The organism is Halobaculum rarum, assembly GCF_040025155.1.
Taxonomy (GTDB): Archaea; Halobacteriota; Halobacteria; order Halobacteriales; family Haloferacaceae; genus Halobaculum; species Halobaculum rarum.
On sequence record NZ_CP157275.1, the window covers coordinates 578,772 to 596,041 of the forward strand.

Here is a 17,270-nt window from a genome sequence, read left to right on the forward strand (position 1 = left end):
GTGCCACCGCCGATCACTCCAGCACGACGACGCCCGACGAGCCGTCGAGGTCGTCGGACGCGACGACGAGCGCGCCGTCGGCGATCGCGAGGGTTCTGACGGGAAGCTCGCGGCGCCAGCGCTCCACGTCCGCTCGATAGGGACCGACGCCGATCCCGCCGCCGAGCGCGTACGCCCGGAGCGCCCCGCCGACGCCGGCGTACAGCGTGTCGCCCGCGGCGACCGCCGGGGACACCGGGGCGACGCGGTCGACGGCGACGCGCCACCGCCGGGTGCCGTCGGCGGCGCCGAACGCCGAGACGCCCTCCGAGCCCGCGCCGGCGACGAGCCCGTTGGCGTGCACGAGCGCGCCGGTCACCGTCGGCGCCTCCGGCGCGTGCCACTCCGTGCGCCCTGCCGCGGGTCCCGTCGCGAGTCGGGCGATCCCGCCGCCGAAGGTGCCCGCGTACACCGACCCCGGCGCCGCCGTCAGCGCGCGAACGGTGCCGGGAAGCTTGCGGCGCCACAGCGGGACGCCGCGGGGGTCGCCCGCCTCGGTCTCGACGACGTGCAGCTCGTACGCCTCGCCGCCGGTGGTCCCCACGTAGATCCGGTCGTCGCGCGCGGCCAGCGAGTAGACGCCGGTGAACGCCTCGAACGTCCAGCGGGGCTCCCCGGTTCGAGGCGCCAGCGACGCGACCCGCCCGGCGGTGTCGCCGACGATCACCGCGTCGGCGGCGGGCGCGGGAAGCGGGGCCGCCGCGAAGTCCGCGCTCGTCTCGACGCGCCAGCGCTCCTCGCCGGTATCGACCTCGAAGGCGTACACCAGCGGCTCGTCACGACTCGACACGTACGCGACGCCGTCGGCGACCGCGACGCCGTACGGCCGGATCGAAACGTGCCAGCGCTCCTCGCCGTCGCGCAGGCGCAGCGCGGACAGCCCGTCCTCGGCGGCGACGAACACCGTCCCGTCGGCGACGACGACCCGACCGACCGCCCGCCCCGTCTCCGCGCGCCAGCGCTCGGTCGGCGGCGTGCGCGGCGCGACGGCGTCGGGGACGTAACTCCTCGCGCGCGGGCCGTGCCCCGGGAGCGGCCACTCGGTGTTCGACTCGCGACCGGGCGAGAAGTTCGCGCCGCCGGAGCCGCCCCCGGAACACCCCGCCAACCCCGCGGCTCCGGCGGCGGCGAGCCCGGAGAGGAGCCGGCGGCGCGAAGGCATTAGTTCGCCGGATCCTTCGACGGACGGCGTATATCCGTTTCCCATCCGCGGGGCAGATCAGAGTGGACCGGACCGTGACCTCGAACGGTTCCGTCACCCCGAACCGCTGCGGCGCCCCCGACCGTACCCTCACTCCGGGCCGCATCCTCACCCCGGACCGCACCCCTTAACCTCGCGCGCGGGTAGATCCGTCCACGCGAATGGCGACGTACCACATCGAGACCTACGGCTGCACGTCCAACCGGGGTGAGAGCCGCGAGATCGAGCGCCGGCTCCGCGACGGCGGCCACCGCCCCGTCGACGGGCCGGCCGAGGCGGACGTGGCCATCCTCAACACCTGCACGGTCGTCGAGAAGACCGAGCGCAACATGCTGCGTCGGGCCGAGGAGCTGTCCGAGGAGACGGCCGACCTCATCGTCACCGGCTGCATGGCGCTCGCGCAGGGCGAACAGTTCGCCGATGCGGACGTGGACGCGCGGGTGCTCCACTGGGAGGACGTCCCCACGGCCGTCATGAACGGCGAATGTCCGACGCCGACGGAGGGGACCGCCCCCGTCCTCGACGGGGAGGTCGGCATTCTCCCCATCGCCCGCGGCTGCATGAGCAACTGCTCGTACTGCATCACGAAGTTCGCGACCGGCCGCATCGACTCCCCGCCGGTCGCCGAGAACGTCGAGAAGGCCCGGGCGCTCGTCCACGCCGGCGCCACCGAGATCCGGATCACCGGACAGGACACCGGCGTCTACGGCTGGGACGAGGGCGAGCGGAAGCTCCCCGAGTTGCTCGACCGCGTCTGCGACATCGACGGCGAGTTCCGCGTGCGCGTCGGGATGGCCAACCCCGGCGGGATCCACGGCATCCGAGAGGAACTGGCGGACGTGTTCGCCAGCAACGAGGAGCTGTACAACTTCATCCATCTCCCGGTGCAGTCCGGCAGCGACGACGTGCTCGAGGACATGCGCCGGCAACACCGCGTCGAGGGGTTCCTCGAGATCGTCGAGACGTTCGACGAGCGCCTCGACGAGTGGACGCTCTCGACGGACTTCATCGTCGGCTTCCCCACGGAGACGGACCACGACCACGAGCAGTCGATGGCACTGCTGCGGGAGATCCGTCCGGAGAAGGTGAACGTCACCCGGTTCTCCAAGCGACCCGGCACCGAGGCGGCCGACATGAAAGGGCTGGGCGGTCAGACGAAGAAGGACCGCTCGAAGGAGATGAGCGCGGCCAAGCGCGAGATCGTCGGCGAGGCGTACGAGGCGATGGTCGGCTCCCGGCGCCGCGTGCTCGTCGTCGAGCAGGGCACCGGCGACTCCGTCAAGTGCCGCGACGGCGCCTACCGGCAGGTGATCGTCCAGCACGCCGACGAGCACGGCGTCGAACCCGGCGACTTCCTCGACGTGGAGGTCACCGGACAGAACACGATGTACGCCTTCGGCGATCCGGTCTGACGCGGCGAACGCCGGCCGCACTCCCGCGTCTCGGACGGTCGAGCCGCGTCCGACCCGAAGACTGATTCTCTCCCGCCCGTACCTCCGGTCGTGATCCGCGCCCTCCGACAGGCACTCCGCGACGCCGCGAGCACGGCGCTGGCGGTGGCCGTCGTCGCGGCGCTGCTGTTCGCCGTCGTCGGCGTGTGGCCGCCGATGGTCGCCGTCCAGTCGGGCAGCATGGAGCCGCACATGGAGCGCGGCGACCTGGTCGTCGTCTCCGAGCCGACTCGCTTCGGCGCCGACGGGACGGCCGCCGGCGTCCGAACCGCCCACGAGGCGCCGCCCGAAAGCCGGACACTCGGCGCACGCGGCGACGTGATCGTGTTCTCCTCGCCGGCGCTGCCCGGGACGCCGATCATCCACCGAGCGCACTTCCACGTCGAGCGGGGGGAGAACTGGTACGACGAGGCGAACCCCGAGTATCTCCCGGCCGGCGTCGACTCCTGTGCGGAGTTGACTCGCTGTCCGGCGCCACGGACGGGGTTCATCACCAAGGGCGACGCCAACGGACAGTACGATCAGGTGAACGGTAACTCCCCGATCGTCACAGCCGACCGGGTTCGGTCGGAAGCGCGCGTCAAGATCCCGCTGCTCGGCCACATCCGACTCGCGCTCACCGGCGCCTGAGACGCCGGGTGCGCCCGAGAACGCTCGGGAGCACTCGGGCGCGGCCGACGCTGACGGCGGCGCGCGTCCCCGTTCGGATAGCCGCCGGATTGATACACGATAGCAACGTACTGACAGTCATGTCCCCACCTCCCCGCGAGGGCCGCGCGGGCGACCTGTGCGCGACGCCGACCGAGCGCACCCTCCGGGATATCCTCCACGAGATCCCGGTCGACGCGCTCGTTCCGGCGGGCTGGCGCGTCGGCACCGAAGTGGTGCAGTTCGAGGATCGGCTCCCGGCCGACGGCGTCACGCTCCGCCACGACGACTACCCGCGCGACCTCGTGATCTCCGGCGCGGGCGCCCGCGACGACGAAGCGCTCGCGGTCCACGAGCGCGACCGCGTCGCCGGCCGTCGAACCGTCGTCGCGGGCGTCGCGACGACCGGCGACGAGCGGGCGGAGCTGGCGGCCGCGATCCGTGCGGCGAGCCGGCTGGCCGCGCGCATCGAGACGGGCGACTCGGGCGAGGCGACCGTCGACCGGGCGGACCCGTTGGTGTCGCTAACGGGCGATGACGGGCACCAGGTGAACTTCTACTGACGGGACGAGCCGGCCGGGACTGACCCATCCGGAGGTCCCGTCACGAGCGCTTAGCGGTCGACAGCGTCGGGCGGACGGACGTCCGGCTCGGCGCCGTCGGCCTCCTCGGCGGCGATCCGCGCGTCGTCGGCCTCCTTCCACTCGCCGAGCTCTTTCGGGTCCACGTGCACGAACACGTCGTCGACGGCGGCGATCGCCCGGATCGACTCGACCACCTCGGTCTCGATGTCGTGGGCTTCGAACAGCGAGCGCTCGCCCTCGACCTCGATGTGGAGGCTCACGTCGACTTCGGGGCCGACGTAGTGGGCGACCACGTCGTGGGCGCCCCGGACCTCCGGATGCGAGAGCGCCCGGTCGAGGATCTCCGCTCGCAGGTCCGCCGGCGGCGCCGAGCCGACCAGGTAACCGACGTTGTCGCGGACGATCTCATAGCCCGTGTAGAGGATACCGACGGAGACGGCCACCGCCGCGAGCGGGTCGAGCATCGGGTATCCTGCTGCCGCCCCGAGGACACCGATCAGCGCCGCGAGCGCGGTGAACGTGTCGTTGCGGTTGTCGAGGGCGGTCGCGACCAGCGCCGGCGAGTCCCGCTGTCGACCGACGCGCACGCAGTAGCGGTACAGGAGGAGCTTCACCGCACCCGTGGCGACGAGCACCCCGACTGCGAGGGGCCCGCCGGTGACTGTTCGCGGCGGGCCGGCCGAAAGCAGTGCCGTGACCCCGGAGTAGGCGACGGCGATCCCGGCGACGAACACCCCCGCCGCGACGAACAGCGAGACGAACGGCTCGATGCGCTCGTGGCCGTGGGGATGCTCGAAGTCCGGGGGTTGCGTCGTGAGGAACAGCCCGGCGACCACGACTGCGGAGTAGGCCACGTCCGCGACGGAGTTCACCGCCTCCGAGCCCACGGCCAGGCTCCCAGTCAGATGCCAGACGATCGCCTTCGCAACCGCCAACAGCAGATTGACCGACAGAATGACGACGCCGACCCGGCGGACGGTCGCGCGGCGATCCATACCGGCAGTGGGACCGCGGGCGATGAAAAGCGCTCCGCACCTCGGACCGGGGGAGAGCGGAGAATCGAGGAGGGCGCGGCGGCGTCGCCGGTACCGAAGCGGTTACGCGGACGACGACTCGCGGATCTGGTTGAGCGCCGGAATCAGCACCCAGAACGTCAGCGCGCCCATGATCGCCGTCCAGAAGAACACGTCGTTGAGGAAGATGCTGACGGCGTCGAAGACGGTGTTCGGCTCGGGGGGCGCCGCGATCAGTTGCTTGGGGCTCTCGAACGAGGGGGTCCGGTACCAGCCCGCGAGCACCAGCCACGCGAGGCCCGCGCCGCAGAACAGCCCGAGGCCCTTGATGAACTCGTCTGCCATTGTCCTACACTTCGGCGTCGTCGTCTTGAGAGTTTCCGTTCTCCGCGCCCATCCCGGCCGCCCGAAACCGTGACCCCAGCACGTACACGCCGGCGCCGAACGCGATCGATCCCAGGCCGACGAGCGAGAACAGCGCCGTCAGGAGGGTTTCCGGAGGAACGATCCCGACGGTGCCCACCACGCCCACCACGAACCGCCGCATCAGCGACACCTGGAGGGTTGCCGCATCGAGCATGACGAAGCCGAACACGACCGCTACCACCGCTGCCAGCGTTGAGTACGCGGTGACCCGCTTGTACAGCGCAAGCGGCACAACCACGTCGCGGGCGCGACCCTCACCGCTCGCGACCGGCGCGTCGGGCTCGGACGCGTCTCCTCGTGCGGCGGCGCTGTCGGCGCTGGCCGTCGTCCCCGGCGGACCGTCGTCGGACGCGCCCGCGGCGTCCCCCTCGGGGGGCGTCTCGTTCATGCCTCGCTGAAGGGGCTCGACGGTACTATGTCCTGCGGCATCCTCTCGTACGGGGATCGATCGAGGTGACGGCGGCCCGGACGAGTTGAGCGCCACGGCGGTCGCGAAACGGACCCGGCGAGAACGATACGGGCTCGGCGAGAACAGGACAACTCGCGAAACGAGGAGGCGGGACCGGCGCGCCCGACCGCGTCTACTTCGGGGGGCGCAGCCGGTAGTACCGACGGTTGAGGTCGTACATGTACCCCTCCCGCATCGTCTTCAGCACCGCGTAGGTGATCGCGGCGACGATCGGCGGGGCGAGGAACGTCAGGTCGAACAGCAGGTCGACGTTCATCGGCATGAGGTTCTTGACCGACAGCATCGACAGCGTGAACGCGAGCGTCACGCCGAACATGCCGACGGCCGCCCAGAACGGCTGCTCGACGGGTCGACGCGCGCTCCCCTTGTTGATGAAGGGGACGACGGTGATCGCGCCGACGATGACGCCGTTCGCGAGCACGCCGTACGTCCGGTCGGCCATCAGCTTCTGGCCGCCGAGGATGGCGAGTTCGGGGTTGAGCGGGCCGAGCTTGAGCAGGCCGAACGACCAGTAGAGGTACCAGTCGGGCAGGATGATCGCCGGCGTCGAGTTGGGGTTCGCCGGGGCACCGATGTGCGGCGGTAGCGTCGCCGACAGGAACATGATCATCCCGACGAAGAAGCTGGTGAGCGCGAGGTTGCGGACCGTCTCGTGGGGCCACGTCGGGAACGCGAGCACGTCGCGCTCGACGTAGTCGGACTCGCGGCGGAGGTTCTCGTCCTCGCTGCGCGCGCGCTCGAAGTACTCGTACGTCAGCCGGGAGAGCCCCTCGGTGCGCTCCTTTCGCTCGCGCCACGTCGGGGTCTCGTCGTCCGGCGCGACGATGCCCGTTCCACCGTCCGTCTCGATGTCGTCCGTGTTGGTGTTGTCGTCGGTCATTGTCTTAGTGCGGCTCCGCGATGCCCTGCACCCACACGATGCCGATGTGGATCGCGATGAGCGTCGTCACCACGAACGGGAGCAGGAACACGTGCAGGATGTACATGCGCTGCAGCGTCGCCTGGCTCAGCGAGAAGCCGCCGAACAACAGCTGGGCGACCCACTCGCCGATGAGCGGGATCGAGAGGCTCATCTCGACGCCGATCTGGCCGGCCCAGAAGGCAAGCTGGTCCCACGGCAGGAGGTATCCGGTGTACCCGAACACCATCGTCAGCGAGATGAGCACGATGCCGAGCAGCCAGTTCAGCTCGCGCGGTTCCTTGTACGCGCCGGTGAAGTAGACGCGCAGCATGTGCAGGAAGACCGCGGCGGTCATCACCTGCGCGGACCATCGGTGGATGGAGCGCAGCATGAAGCCGAACTGGAGGTCTCGCATGATGAACGCGATCTGGCTGTACGCGATCGACGCCTCGCCCGGCCCCGCGGAGCCGACCGCGGGCACGTAGTAGAATCCCAATAGTGCTCCCGATATCGCCGCCACGACGTACGCGAGCGTGCTGAAGAAGCCCAGCGTGTACAGCGCGTACCAGTACCAGAACTTGTTGTCCAGGTCGTACTGCTCCGTGTGCGACTTCGGCATCTGGAGGTTCGATCGGTAGTACAGCGACTCCAGCAGTTCGAGGTAATCGACGATGCGGAGGCGCTTGTCGACCCAGATGAGCGCGGTGAGGAACGTCGCCTCCACCGGCGTGAGGTCCTTGCTCTCGAGCCAGTTCTTGTGGTCGTACTCGTCTTTCTTTTCCAGACTCATCGTCTCACCGTTTGTAGTAGGGGTAGACGGCGCGTTTCACCTGATCCCACGCGCCGGTACCGAGGGTCTCACCGTCCACGTCCTCCTCGCGAATGTAGAGGTCCTCCCACTTGCGACGTCGCTTTTTCACGATCACGACGTCCGGGAGGAACTCCTTCCGGTACAGCGCCAGGATGAACGCCAGGTCGATGAAGACCACCGCGAGGATGGCGCCGAGGAACATGTTCCCCGTGTCCGAGAGGCCCCACCCGTTGACGAGGCCGTAGGTGAACATGAACACGAACACGACCTCCACGACCGTCAGGAGGACGATCGCGATCGCCGCGGCGGTGCTCTCGCGTGCCGGTTCGTAGCGGTGGATGTCGCCGTAGGTTGATCCGGTACTGGACATGGATTACCTCCCCGTCCCCGTGTGAGCGGACTCCCCGTACTTCACCAGGTAGAACGTGAAGATCACGCTCATGATGATGCCGAGGATGGTCGCGGCGCCGACCCAGTGGGCCTGAATGGCGACGCCCAAGTCGTGCAGTTCCTTCGGCCCGCCACCGCCACCCGCGGACACCGTGGGGACGTCCTCGCCGACGGCGATCCCCCCGAGCATCCCGAGCGAGCGGTGCGGGTCACAGTAGTACGTGTAGATCCCGCCGGACTCGAACGTCACTTCGAAGGAGAACCCCTCGCCTTCCAGCGGTTCGTGGCCGGAGACATCGCCGGGGTTGTCGTCGAACAGGACGTTGTGTCCGTCGGAGACCCAATCGAACACCACGGTGGTTCCCGTGTCGATCCATAGCTCGGTCGGCAGGTACGCGAGGCCCCCGCCGCCGCCGACCTCGACGGTCACCTCGGACTCGCCGCGGGCGTCGAGATACTCGCCGCCCTCGGCACCGTCGGTGTAGCCGCCGAAGTCGGGCCGTTGGCCGCCGCCGCCCTCCTGGGCCGCGGCGGTGCCGGCCGTCGCGGTCGCGCCCGCCCCGATGGCGGCCGTCGCACCGCCGGCCTGTCGCATAAAGTCCCGCCTCTTCATGGGTGTTTGAGGGTCGGGGTTGGGCGCGCATAAACCCACCGACCTCTCGGCCGGCGCGTAGCCCATACAACGGCCCGCTATCCGTCGGTTTCGTCCACGGTCGCGCCGGCGGACGCACCGGCGGACTCCCCGGTGCGGTCCGCGGGTGAAACGGTCGTGTCGAGCGGGTCCGGTTCCTCCCCGCGGGCGGCCGCGAGCGCCTCCTCGGCGACCTCCTCGAACGGAATGAATTCGGCGTCCTCGCCCGGGTCGGTGATACCGGCCGCGCGGAGTCGGTCGCGGTACTCCTCGGAGCGGAATCGATCCGACAGCCTGGCGTTCGCGACCAGCCCGAACAACAGCACTCCCAAGAGGAGGAAGAACCCGCCCATGACGGGGGCGACGATCGTCTCGACGCCCAAGAACAGCCACGCGACGAACAGGCCCAGTCCCCCGAGGATCTGCATCGCCGCGACCACTTGGATCATCAGGTTCCCGAACTCCCCGGTCCCTCCCTCGACCTCCTCCGGAGTCGGGAGCTCGTACTCCTCGGGCGGGTCACGGACCTCGTAGGAGTCCATCGAGCACAGGGCCACGGTCGGTTTCACGTCCCTGAGCACCGTCCCTTCCCCTTCGACGCTCCCGTCCTCGTAGACGATCGCCCATCCCTCGTCGGAGTAGGCGACGACCGACGGCGGATCGCTACGCCGGTCGAGCACCGCGAACACCTCCCGGGACGCGATCTGGTTTCGCAGGTCCCGTTCGACGCGGTCGAGCAGATCCCGTCCGGTGATCCAGGCGTCGGGGTCGAACGCCGCGTCCCACTCCTCCGCGGTCATCTCGGCCATGTCGGCCGGGCCGAAGTCGTCGAAGTCGTACTTCTCCTCGACCTCGGCGCGAAGCGCCTCGATGGAGTCGTCACCGGGCGCGTCCCCGCCGGGTGTGTCGTCGTCGGATACGCCGTCGTCGGAACCACCGTCGCCAGGAGCGTTGTCGGCCGACCCGGCGTTGACGGCGTGTGCATCCGTCGACTCGTCCGAGGCGTCGGTCATCCCCTTTACGTCCGGGTCGTAGGCGCATAAGCGCCGCGACGTTCGACGCAGCGGGGGCGGCGCAGACGAGGCGGCATTGGCCGACCGTACCGGGATCCGTCCGCGGTATGTTGCGGTTTCGTGACAGATCGTGAGCGGTTCCGGGCGCGTCCTCCCGCCCGGACAAGCCAGAACGCCGAGACAGCTGACCACGGGTCGACGAAACGTCGCTGACTGCCGCAGAACAGGGCCAGCTTGCGGACATTCATTCAGCGAGTAACGAACGTATTCGCCGTCGATGGTACGTCCATGGGAGACAATCGAATCCCAGGATACGGACAGTCGCGGCGTGACGTGATGAAGGCGCTCGGCATCGGAGCCGGGCTGTCAGTCGCCGGCGGAAGCGCGGCCGCACGAACCGACGACACCCGCGTGCCAGCCCAAGCCGACGACGAGGAACCGGGGACCATCCCGGACGAGTCCGAGCGGGGCACAGTACACGAGGTTCGGACGATGATCGGCGGTCCGCCGTCGAACCCCGAACGTCCGGCCGATTTCTACTACCAGCCGACGGGACTCCACGTGGATCCGGGTGACGTGATCGAGTTCGTCTTCGCGACGCCGGATCACAACGTCGTTGCGTACCATCCGGCGTACGGCATGCGCCGACGCGTCCCGATCGGAGTCGAGGCGTTCTCCTCGCCGTTGCTCGGCTGGAACGCGTCCTCTATTCCCGGAGACATGATCGATCCGCCAGCGGAGCCGATGGACGGGGACGACGAAGGAGCCGATGACGACGGAGAATCCGACGACGACGGCGGAACCGGTGACGACGGAGAGGCTGCGGCCGGCGGGCCGGTTCCGGACACCTGGCTCCACAGCTTCGACACGCCGGGCGTGTACGACCTGCTCTGTTCCCCGCACGAGGGGTTCGGGATGGCGATGCGCGTCGTCGTCGGCGACGACCCTGACGCCCCGTTCGAGACCGAGGACCCGTCCGCGCTCCCGGAGCCGAGGGCGGGACCGGTCGGACTCGCGCGGGTGACGCTCACCGACCCCGCGCTGCAGCCGTCGGCGATCGTCGAGGCCGGAGCCGTCGAGTGGCAGTCGCTCGAATCGGTGCAGTCGGGGTCCGGTGGAGGCGGCGGAGGCGGCGGAGGCGACGGCACTGGCGACGACGGCAACGGTAGCGACACTGGCGACGACACCAACGGCGACGGCACCGGCGACGACGCAAACGGCGACGGCGATACCGGCGGCGACGAGTGAGGCGCTCGACCGCCGTCACTCCGAGGATGCGGCCGCCGTCGGAGGGCTTAGGGGGTCCCCGCCCCGAGAGCCGGACGGATGGTCTCCGATGCGACGACGGCGACGGCTGCCGCGGCGATGGTGACCGCGAGTCTGCCGTTCTACCTCTACGGGGCGTGGATCATGGTCGGGCGCGACCAGGATCACGTCACCTGGGATCGACTCATGCGCCACCTTCGGATCATCGTCCCGGGGTTGGTTCTCAACACGATCCCCGTCGCCTTCTGGATGGCGCCGCGGCTGCTCGACCAGTTCGGCGGCGTCGCCGCGCTGCACGCGTTTCTCGGGCTGCAGGCGTACGCGCTGCTCGTGTTCGGGCTGACCGGCATCGTCCGCATCTTTCAGGTGAAGCGTGGCGCCGACCTTTACGAGCTCGAGGACCCGGACACGAACCTCAACGACCTCCACGAGCACATGGCCGCCTGGCGCGGGCGCCTCCGGGTCGGGGTGTTCGGCTACGTGCTGTTCTGGCTGTTCGCGTATGCCGTCGGGCTATACCGCTACTACGGACTGTACATCGCGTGAGTCGATGTCGCGGGTCGTCGCTTCCACACGCAGGCTCTGTGGGGTTCAGCTCGGCTGGAACCGACCGCCGTTCGGTTCGACCGCGGGGGTCACCACGCCTCGCCGCTGGCGAGGTCGACCCCGGCGTCGCCCCGCTCTGACGGGCAGATGTCCGCGAGCACGCAGTCGTCGCAGTCGGGGGTTCGGGCCGTGCACGTCGCCCGCCCGTGGCTGATGAGTAGGTGAGTGAGCATCCGCCAGTCCTTCTCGGGGACGACGTCGACCAGGTCCGACTCGATCGCTTCGGGACGCTTCTCCTCGGTGATCCCGAGGCGGCGCGAGATGCGCTGGACGTGCGTGTCGACGACGATCCCCTCGGTCACGTCGTGGGCGTGCTGGAGGACGACGTTCGCCGTCTTCCGGCCGACGCCGGGGAGATCGGTCAGTTCGCTCATCGTGTCGGGGACCTCGCCGTCGTGCTCCTCGACGAGGATCTCGCCGATCCCCTTCAGGTAGCCGGCCTTGTTGTTGTGGAAGGTGATCCCGTAGATGTCCTCCGCGAGCTGTTCCTCCGTCGCCGCGGCGTAGTCCTCCGGGGAGCGATACGTCTCGAAGAGGTCCGCACAGACGTCGTTGACCCGCTCGTCGGTGCACTGTGCCGAGAGAACGACCGCGACGAGTAGCTCCAACTCCGTCGAGAAGTTCAGCGAGATGTCCGTGTCGGGATACTCCTCGTAGAGCCGATCGAGCACCTCGACGACCTGCGCCTCGCGCGAGTCCAGCGGCGTTCCCATACCCGCCCCTCCGCCGCCGCGGGCTTCAACGGTTCGGACCCGGGCGGCAGAGTGTGTCGCGACGGGCGGTGTCGACGGACGTCTCGGACGCCGCGGCGCCCGAGACGTCGAGGGGAACGACTTAGTCGAGCCCCGCGAATCACGGGATATGAACCTCGGCCTCGGCCCCCTCGATCACGAGTCGTTCCGCGCGGCCGTCGGCACCGCCGCCGGCTACGGTGTGATCCTCGCCGTCATGACGCTCCTGCTGTTCGGCGTTCCGTACCTCCTGTTCAGCCTGTGAGCGTCACCGTTTTGTCGGTCCCACCGGACACGACGGTATGGACCGTCAGCAGATGCTCGCGCTGTTTCTCGTCGGCCTGATGGTGTTCTCGTCGTTCGCGTACGCCGTTTCATTCCTCTGACTCCGGGTCAGTACAGCGGCTCCGGCTCGTCGTCCTCGACGGGCTCGACGCCGAGCGCGTCGGCGATCGCTTGCAGTTCCGGCTTCGAGAAGCTCCCCGTGTCGGCCTCCTCGATCGTCTCGGCGACCCCGACGGCAACTCTGACTGCCGCGCGGGTCGTATCGTTCGTCGAACGATGGCGTGTGGGTACGTCGAGCGCGTCCGCGAGCGCCGCCAACTCCTCCTTGGTGAACGTCGCGGTCGTCTCGCGCTTGAACCGGCCGACACCGCCTCGGATGCCGTTGCGGATGTCGTGAACGGTGAGTGTCACGGTGGGTGGTTGACGCGGGCGGTGAAAACGTCGCCGGCAACGAACGCGATGACGAGCGGTCTCGTTCCACGCGACTTCCCCGGGACGGGACGACAGAACGCCACCCGCCGGTTCGGCGAACGGTGTCGAAGCCATCGCGTCAGCGGCGGTCCGACGGGTCGTCCTCCGCCTCCGGTTCGGCGGTCCGCCACGTGATCACGACCTCGTGGGCTCGCTCGTCGTCGTCGACGCGCGACCGCTCGATCACCGCCACCGGATCTCCCGGCAGCGAACGCGGCCGGAACGTCCGCAGCGTCCCCCGGATCTCCCGAATCTCCACGTCGGTTCCCCGGCGGCGACCCGGCCTCGTCGCACGCTCGTCGGCCAGCACGGTGGCGTCGCCGGCGTTCTCCGGAGCCGCGCCCGTCCAACGGGGACTCGGCGCCCCCGACCCGGCCGTCTCGCCGTTCGACTCTACACCCGCCAGTTCGTCCGCCGGGTCCAGTTCCTCGTAGCGCCCGGTGAGCCGCTCACGGAGGTCGCGAAGGTACCCGGACAGCTCGTCCCGCTCCATCGAGGTGTCGAGCTCCGTGTCCGTACCGCGCTGAGCGACGGTGGCGCCGACGCCCCCCGGCTGTCCCGTCGAGTGTCCGCCGAGAACCGAGTTGAAAACGGCCCCGAGCAGGAGCACGAGTCCCGAGAAGTAGAGCCAGGTCACGACGACGATCACGCCGCCGAAGAACCCGCCCGAGCCGTCGCCCTTGAACACGAGGTACACCTGAAAGATCCCCTGTAGCGCGGCCCAGCCGACCCCGCCGACGACCGCGCCCGGGAGCGCCTCCCCCCACCCGAGGTCGGCGTCCGGGAAGCGCCGGTACATGGGGAGGAACGCGGCCACGAGCCCGGCGATCAGCACGAGCGGCGTCAACAGTCCGACGAACGGGATCGTGTCCGAGAACACCGAGAAGAGGACGGTGACGCCGGCGGTCGCGACGATCGCGGCGACGAGCACGCCGAACACGACGACGCCGTCGATGAGTTGATCGCGGAGGGAGTTCTCCGCCGTGGTCTCGTAGATCTCCGAGAAGGCCGTGTCGAGCCCGCGAAAGATCTTGAGCGTCCCCCACAGGAGCACGACGACCCCGACGACGGACACGCCGGCGAGCGACGGCTGGCCCTCGGCGATGCCGGCGATCGCGTCGGCGATCGGGCCCGGCAGCGAGTCGGTCGCCACGGCGAGCAGTCGCTCCTCCAGCCCGCCGCCGGCCGCGGAGACGACGAGCAGCGACAGGATCACGAGCGGGGCCAGCGAGACGAGGGCGTTGTAGGCGATACCGGCCGCCATGAACGTCACGTTCTTGTCCGAGAAGTCGGACGCGACCCGCTTGACGACCTGCGTGACCTCGGAGAACGCGACCATGGCCAACCGTTCACGAGATCGACACTAAGGGGTTGTTACGAGGTATCGACATCGCCGGCGGCGGCGACCGCATCGTTCTCGGTAGAATAGTCCCGGGCGGATTCGAACCGCCGTCGAAGGCTGTCTTCCGCGCCCGGAAGAACCGAGTCGCGTCCAAAGGCCCTCATGATTGGCCACTACACCACGGGACTGCGCACTCGACTGTACTGGACCGACGTACAATAGGATTGCCTTCCGCACTCGTCGGACCGGCCGCATCGTTCCCGGCCACTGATCACGCCCGCCGAATGTCGAACCCGTCGCACTCGGGACACTGCTGTCTGTTCGCCTCGAACCCCTCCCCACACCCGCCGCACACGAAGTCGGGATCGTCGCCACCTGCCCCCACGAGCGACTTGATCCGGTCGGCCACACCACCACTCATGTGCTATTCGACTATCGATGGCCCCCACTTAATCCCGCCGGGTCCTCGCGGTCGGGCGCGCTCGATCGAGCCGAAGCGACGCCGAAACCCGCTCAGTCGGCCGGGTTCTCCGACTCGACTTCCGCGAGGTACTTGCAGGCGTCCGTCTCGGCGTCGAAGCAGTCGGGACACTCGGAGGAGCGGTCGATGATGGTGTCGAGGCGCTCGGCGACGGTGTCGTCGATGACCGCCTCCAGCGAGCGCGCCTCCGCGCGGAACTCCTCGACCTCGAGGACGTTCGCGAGGAACCGCTCGATGATGCAGTAGTTCGACAGCGCCTCGCGGGCCCGGACGATCCCCTCGTCGGTGAGCGAGACGCCCTTGTACTTCTCGTGTTCGGCGAGGCCGCGCTCCTCGAGTTTGCCGATCATCTCGTTGGCGGAGGCGGGGCTCACGTCGAGCGCGTCGGCGACCGCGCCCGTCGACGCGGGGCCGTCCTCCGTCTCCTGAACGAGATAGATGGCTTTCAGGTACTGATCTGCCGTGTTCATCGTTATCGCCGCTCCATGATCGCCGTTACCTCCTCGACGCCCTCTGCCTCCTCCGCGCGGATCCCCCGGAGCGTGTCGAGCACCCGATCGCGGTCGACGGAGAACGACGAGTCGCTCCCCTCGATCGCGTCGATGAGGTCGTCGTAGAACTTGTAGGCGGTCTCCTCGTTACACAGCTGGTCGTACAGCACGCCGTCGAAGTCCTCCGGCTTCGTCTTGCCGTACTGCGCCTCGACGAGCGCTTCGATCTCCTCGTAGGAGACGGACTCGGCGTCGAGTTCGCCGATGAGATCCTCGAGCCGGTCGCGGTGGTCGGCCGACTCCTCGGCCGCGTGCCGCAACAACGTCTCGAGCTCGGCGTCGACGTCGCCGTCCATCTCACGGTAGTGCTGGATCGACCGCGCCTCAACGACTTCCTCGAGTACCACGCCGATCTGGAGGAGCCGGGCCAGCTGGTGGTCGGACGCGACCCGTTGTCCCACGCTCACGGGCGATCACCCGTCAGCGTGACGGCGAGGACCCCGTCGCCGATCTGTTCCACGGTCATCGATTCAGCGTCGGAGGACGGCGACCGTAAGCCTTCCCCTCGCCTTCCACCGGCGCCGCTACCACCTCGAAGCCACAACCGTCCAGACGCCGAACGCTCAAGCCGGCCGGCGTCCAACGACCCCCGATGGCAGCCCCGAGCGACGCGCCGTCGGCGAGGACGACTCCGGCCAGCGAGCGCCGCGATCGGGTGGCCCTCGCGCTGGTCGTATACGCCGTGTTGCTCGCGCAGACGCTGGTGTATCCCGGCGTCGACCTGCTCACGGCCGAGTTCGGCGGGAGCGGCGTCGCCGGGCCGACGCTGTTTCTCGCCGTCGAGTTCGCCGCCTTCGCGCTCTTTGCCGGCCCCTGGGGGACGCTTTCCGACCGGCTCGGCGAGCGGCGCCGGCTCGTCGCGCTCGCGGCCGGCGGCGGCGCGGCCGGCTACCTCGCGCTCGCGGCCGTCGCCGGCGGCGGATCCTCCTTCCTCGTGGCATTACTCCTGCGGGGGATACAGGGTGCGATGACTGTCGGCGCGCTCTCGCTTGCGATCTCGGCGCTCGCGGATCGGTCCGGCGGCAACGGCCGAAACATGGGCGTCGCCGGCATCGCGATCGGTCTCGGGACCGCAAGCGGCGCCCCGCTCGGCGGCCAGTTGTTCGAGATCGGCGCGACCGTCCCGCTGTACGCCGCCGCCGGACTGCTCGGCATCGCCGCGGCGGGATCGCTCACGATCCCCGACCGACCGGCGGTTCCGACGGGATCGGCGGGAGGTACGGCCGACGCGACCGGCGACGCCGACGGCGACGATGGCAGCCACGACGGTCACGGCGGGCTCGCGGCGCTGCTCGCGGGTGTGCGGGACAGACGCGAGCTCACGATCCCGTACGCGTTCGCGTTCGCCGACCGCCTCGTGGCCGGCTTCTTCGCGCTCGTCGGGACGTTATACTTCCGCGAGGCGTTCGGGCTCGGACCGGGGGCGACGGGGCTGCTGCTGGCGGCGTTTTTCGCGCCGTTCGCGCTGCTGCAGTACCCGTTCGGCCTCCTGTCCGACCGGATCGGTCGAGTGATTCCCATTGGCGCCGGGTCGGCCGTTTTCGGCCTCGCCGTGATCGCGGTCGGCTTCGCGCCGTCGGTGCCGGCGGTCGCCGCGACGATGGTCGTCGTGGGCGTGCTCGGCGCGCTGATGGCGCCGGCGACGCTCGCGCTCGTCGTCGACCTCGCCGGCGACGACGGCCGCGGCGCCGCCGTCGCGGGGTTCAACGCCGCGGGCAGCCTCGGCTTCCTCGCGGGCTCGCTGGTCGGGGGCGCCGTCGCCGCCGAGTTCGGCTTCACCGCCGCGTTCGTCGTCGCCGGCGGGAGCGAGTTCCTCCTCGCGGTGGCGGCGCTTCCGGCGCTGGTGCGACTGGGTCGACGGAGCGGACGGACTGCGGTGTTCAGCGGCGACTGAGCCGCCTGACCGGACGACAGTGGGCTGCGACGAGTTGAGGGCCAAGACTACGTTCGGCCGAGTGCA

Annotated in this window: 22 protein-coding genes and 1 tRNA gene; 7 read left to right on the forward strand and 16 right to left on the reverse strand. The window is 69.5% G+C overall.

Annotation, left to right across the window (positions count from 1 at the left end):
* Positions 1-13 precede the first annotated feature (13 nt).
* A complete protein-coding gene (locus ABJD39_RS03045; RefSeq protein WP_348611991.1) occupies positions 14-1,201 on the reverse strand; it encodes a PQQ-binding-like beta-propeller repeat protein in 1,188 nt (395 codons plus the stop codon).
* 200 nt (positions 1,202-1,401) lie between these two features.
* On the opposite strand from ABJD39_RS03045, the gene ABJD39_RS03050 reads away from it, so the two are divergent.
* The 3 genes from ABJD39_RS03050 to ABJD39_RS03060 all read left to right on the forward strand — a co-directional run bounded on the left by ABJD39_RS03050 (position 1,402) and on the right by ABJD39_RS03060 (position 3,902).
* Positions 1,402-2,652 (forward strand): tRNA (N(6)-L-threonylcarbamoyladenosine(37)-C(2))-methylthiotransferase, encoded by a 1,251-nt coding sequence (locus ABJD39_RS03050; RefSeq protein WP_348611994.1) that lies wholly within the window; start codon positions 1,402-1,404, stop codon positions 2,650-2,652.
* Positions 2,653-2,742: 90 nt separating this feature from the next.
* The gene (locus ABJD39_RS03055) at positions 2,743-3,321 is read left to right on the forward strand and encodes a S26 family signal peptidase (RefSeq protein ID WP_348611997.1); all 579 of its coding nucleotides are present in this window, start codon (positions 2,743-2,745) and stop codon (positions 3,319-3,321) included.
* Positions 3,322-3,440: 119 nt separating this feature from the next.
* Positions 3,441-3,902 carry a hypothetical protein gene (locus tag ABJD39_RS03060; protein ID WP_348612000.1) on the forward strand — a complete coding sequence of 154 codons (462 nt, stop codon included), beginning with the start codon at positions 3,441-3,443 and terminating at the stop codon, positions 3,900-3,902.
* A gap of 50 nt (positions 3,903-3,952) precedes the next feature.
* Here the strand turns inward: ABJD39_RS03060 and ABJD39_RS03065 are convergent, their stop codons facing one another.
* From ABJD39_RS03065 to ABJD39_RS03100, 8 genes are all read right to left on the reverse strand, one after another.
* Positions 3,953-4,918, reverse strand: coding sequence for a cation diffusion facilitator family transporter (locus ABJD39_RS03065; protein ID WP_348612003.1), 966 nt, complete (start codon positions 4,916-4,918; stop codon positions 3,953-3,955).
* Positions 4,919-5,020: 102 nt separating this feature from the next.
* Positions 5,021-5,281 carry a DUF7314 family protein gene (locus tag ABJD39_RS03070; RefSeq protein WP_348612006.1) on the reverse strand — a complete coding sequence of 87 codons (261 nt, stop codon included), beginning with the start codon at positions 5,279-5,281 and terminating at the stop codon, positions 5,021-5,023.
* A gap of 4 nt (positions 5,282-5,285) precedes the next feature.
* The gene (locus tag ABJD39_RS03075) at positions 5,286-5,750 is read right to left on the reverse strand and encodes a DUF7315 family membrane protein (protein ID WP_348612009.1); all 465 of its coding nucleotides are present in this window, start codon (positions 5,748-5,750) and stop codon (positions 5,286-5,288) included.
* Between the two features lie 193 nt (positions 5,751-5,943).
* Positions 5,944-6,711: a cytochrome bc complex cytochrome b subunit gene (locus tag ABJD39_RS03080; protein ID WP_348612012.1), complete on the reverse strand. Its 768-nt coding sequence runs from the start codon at positions 6,709-6,711 to the stop codon at positions 5,944-5,946.
* Between the two features lie 4 nt (positions 6,712-6,715).
* A complete protein-coding gene (locus tag ABJD39_RS03085) occupies positions 6,716-7,522 on the reverse strand; it encodes a cytochrome b (protein ID WP_348612015.1) in 807 nt (268 codons plus the stop codon).
* 4 nt (positions 7,523-7,526) lie between these two features.
* Positions 7,527-7,913 carry a DUF7318 family protein gene (locus ABJD39_RS03090; protein ID WP_348612018.1) on the reverse strand — a complete coding sequence of 129 codons (387 nt, stop codon included), beginning with the start codon at positions 7,911-7,913 and terminating at the stop codon, positions 7,527-7,529.
* 3 nt (positions 7,914-7,916) lie between these two features.
* A complete protein-coding gene (locus tag ABJD39_RS03095) occupies positions 7,917-8,546 on the reverse strand; it encodes a plastocyanin/azurin family copper-binding protein (protein WP_348612021.1) in 630 nt (209 codons plus the stop codon).
* 77 nt (positions 8,547-8,623) lie between these two features.
* Positions 8,624-9,577 (reverse strand): DUF7319 domain-containing protein, encoded by a 954-nt coding sequence (locus ABJD39_RS03100; RefSeq protein WP_348612024.1) that lies wholly within the window; start codon positions 9,575-9,577, stop codon positions 8,624-8,626.
* A 288-nt stretch (positions 9,578-9,865) separates the two neighbouring features.
* On the opposite strand from ABJD39_RS03100, the gene ABJD39_RS03105 reads away from it, so the two are divergent.
* Together ABJD39_RS03105 and ABJD39_RS03110 are read left to right on the forward strand one after the other, a co-directional pair.
* The gene (locus tag ABJD39_RS03105; RefSeq protein WP_348612027.1) at positions 9,866-10,825 is read left to right on the forward strand and encodes a cupredoxin domain-containing protein; all 960 of its coding nucleotides are present in this window, start codon (positions 9,866-9,868) and stop codon (positions 10,823-10,825) included.
* A gap of 78 nt (positions 10,826-10,903) precedes the next feature.
* The gene (locus tag ABJD39_RS03110) at positions 10,904-11,389 is read left to right on the forward strand and encodes a DUF7321 family protein (protein ID WP_348612030.1); all 486 of its coding nucleotides are present in this window, start codon (positions 10,904-10,906) and stop codon (positions 11,387-11,389) included.
* Positions 11,390-11,478: 89 nt separating this feature from the next.
* Here ABJD39_RS03110 and nth read toward each other — a convergent pair whose 3' ends face one another.
* Complete coding sequence (gene nth, locus ABJD39_RS03115) at positions 11,479-12,162, reverse strand: endonuclease III (protein WP_348612033.1); 684 nt, start codon at positions 12,160-12,162, stop codon at positions 11,479-11,481.
* A 148-nt stretch (positions 12,163-12,310) separates the two neighbouring features.
* Between nth and ABJD39_RS03120 the strand changes: the two genes are divergently transcribed.
* A complete protein-coding gene (locus ABJD39_RS03120; protein ID WP_348612035.1) occupies positions 12,311-12,445 on the forward strand; it encodes a hypothetical protein in 135 nt (44 codons plus the stop codon).
* Between the two features lie 128 nt (positions 12,446-12,573).
* Here the strand turns inward: ABJD39_RS03120 and ABJD39_RS03125 are convergent, their stop codons facing one another.
* The 6 genes from ABJD39_RS03125 to ABJD39_RS03150 all read right to left on the reverse strand — a co-directional run bounded on the left by ABJD39_RS03125 (position 12,574) and on the right by ABJD39_RS03150 (position 15,717).
* Complete coding sequence (locus ABJD39_RS03125) at positions 12,574-12,876, reverse strand: hypothetical protein (RefSeq protein WP_348612037.1); 303 nt, start codon at positions 12,874-12,876, stop codon at positions 12,574-12,576.
* Between the two features lie 139 nt (positions 12,877-13,015).
* Positions 13,016-14,275, reverse strand: coding sequence for a YihY/virulence factor BrkB family protein (locus tag ABJD39_RS03130; protein ID WP_348612039.1), 1,260 nt, complete (start codon positions 14,273-14,275; stop codon positions 13,016-13,018).
* Positions 14,276-14,362: 87 nt separating this feature from the next.
* Positions 14,363-14,466: transfer RNA gene (locus tag ABJD39_RS03135), tRNA-Gln, on the reverse strand.
* Between the two features lie 83 nt (positions 14,467-14,549).
* Positions 14,550-14,699: a hypothetical protein gene (locus ABJD39_RS03140; protein ID WP_348612042.1), complete on the reverse strand. Its 150-nt coding sequence runs from the start codon at positions 14,697-14,699 to the stop codon at positions 14,550-14,552.
* Positions 14,700-14,791: 92 nt separating this feature from the next.
* On the reverse strand, positions 14,792-15,229 hold the full coding sequence (locus ABJD39_RS03145) for a metal-dependent transcriptional regulator (protein WP_348612045.1): 438 nt from the start codon (positions 15,227-15,229) through the stop codon (positions 14,792-14,794).
* Positions 15,230-15,231: 2 nt separating this feature from the next.
* A complete protein-coding gene (locus ABJD39_RS03150; RefSeq protein WP_348612048.1) occupies positions 15,232-15,717 on the reverse strand; it encodes a ferritin-like domain-containing protein in 486 nt (161 codons plus the stop codon).
* 185 nt (positions 15,718-15,902) lie between these two features.
* Here ABJD39_RS03150 and ABJD39_RS03155 point away from each other — a divergent pair, with 185 nt between their 5' ends.
* Complete coding sequence (locus ABJD39_RS03155) at positions 15,903-17,204, forward strand: MFS transporter (protein ID WP_348612051.1); 1,302 nt, start codon at positions 15,903-15,905, stop codon at positions 17,202-17,204.
* Positions 17,205-17,270: the final 66 nt, after the last annotated feature.

Excerpts from the sequence above, each read along its gene's own strand:
- ABJD39_RS03110 (WP_348612030.1), top strand. The coding sequence starts at position 10,904 with ATGGTCTCCGATGCGACGACGGCGACGGCTGCCGCGGCGATGGTGACC.
- ABJD39_RS03060 (WP_348612000.1), top strand. The coding sequence starts at position 3,441 with ATGTCCCCACCTCCCCGCGAGGGCCGCGCGGGCGACCTGTGCGCGACG.
- ABJD39_RS03155 (WP_348612051.1), top strand. The coding sequence starts at position 15,903 with ATGGCAGCCCCGAGCGACGCGCCGTCGGCGAGGACGACTCCGGCCAGC.
- nth (WP_348612033.1), bottom strand. The coding sequence starts at position 12,162 with ATGGGAACGCCGCTGGACTCGCGCGAGGCGCAGGTCGTCGAGGTGCTC.
- ABJD39_RS03105 (WP_348612027.1), top strand. The coding sequence starts at position 9,866 with ATGGGAGACAATCGAATCCCAGGATACGGACAGTCGCGGCGTGACGTG.
- ABJD39_RS03075 (WP_348612009.1), bottom strand. The coding sequence starts at position 5,750 with ATGAACGAGACGCCCCCCGAGGGGGACGCCGCGGGCGCGTCCGACGAC.
- ABJD39_RS03085 (WP_348612015.1), bottom strand. The coding sequence starts at position 7,522 with ATGAGTCTGGAAAAGAAAGACGAGTACGACCACAAGAACTGGCTCGAG.
- ABJD39_RS03045 (WP_348611991.1), bottom strand. The coding sequence starts at position 1,201 with ATGCCTTCGCGCCGCCGGCTCCTCTCCGGGCTCGCCGCCGCCGGAGCC.
- ABJD39_RS03120 (WP_348612035.1), top strand. The coding sequence starts at position 12,311 with ATGAACCTCGGCCTCGGCCCCCTCGATCACGAGTCGTTCCGCGCGGCC.
- ABJD39_RS03065 (WP_348612003.1), bottom strand. The coding sequence starts at position 4,918 with ATGGATCGCCGCGCGACCGTCCGCCGGGTCGGCGTCGTCATTCTGTCG.
- ABJD39_RS03080 (WP_348612012.1), bottom strand. The coding sequence starts at position 6,711 with ATGACCGACGACAACACCAACACGGACGACATCGAGACGGACGGTGGA.
- ABJD39_RS03095 (WP_348612021.1), bottom strand. The coding sequence starts at position 8,546 with ATGAAGAGGCGGGACTTTATGCGACAGGCCGGCGGTGCGACGGCCGCC.
- ABJD39_RS03050 (WP_348611994.1), top strand. The coding sequence starts at position 1,402 with ATGGCGACGTACCACATCGAGACCTACGGCTGCACGTCCAACCGGGGT.
- ABJD39_RS03070 (WP_348612006.1), bottom strand. The coding sequence starts at position 5,281 with ATGGCAGACGAGTTCATCAAGGGCCTCGGGCTGTTCTGCGGCGCGGGC.
- ABJD39_RS03145 (WP_348612045.1), bottom strand. The coding sequence starts at position 15,229 with ATGAACACGGCAGATCAGTACCTGAAAGCCATCTATCTCGTTCAGGAG.
- ABJD39_RS03140 (WP_348612042.1), bottom strand. The coding sequence starts at position 14,699 with ATGAGTGGTGGTGTGGCCGACCGGATCAAGTCGCTCGTGGGGGCAGGT.
- ABJD39_RS03100 (WP_348612024.1), bottom strand. The coding sequence starts at position 9,577 with ATGACCGACGCCTCGGACGAGTCGACGGATGCACACGCCGTCAACGCC.
- ABJD39_RS03090 (WP_348612018.1), bottom strand. The coding sequence starts at position 7,913 with ATGTCCAGTACCGGATCAACCTACGGCGACATCCACCGCTACGAACCG.
- ABJD39_RS03130 (WP_348612039.1), bottom strand. The coding sequence starts at position 14,275 with ATGGTCGCGTTCTCCGAGGTCACGCAGGTCGTCAAGCGGGTCGCGTCC.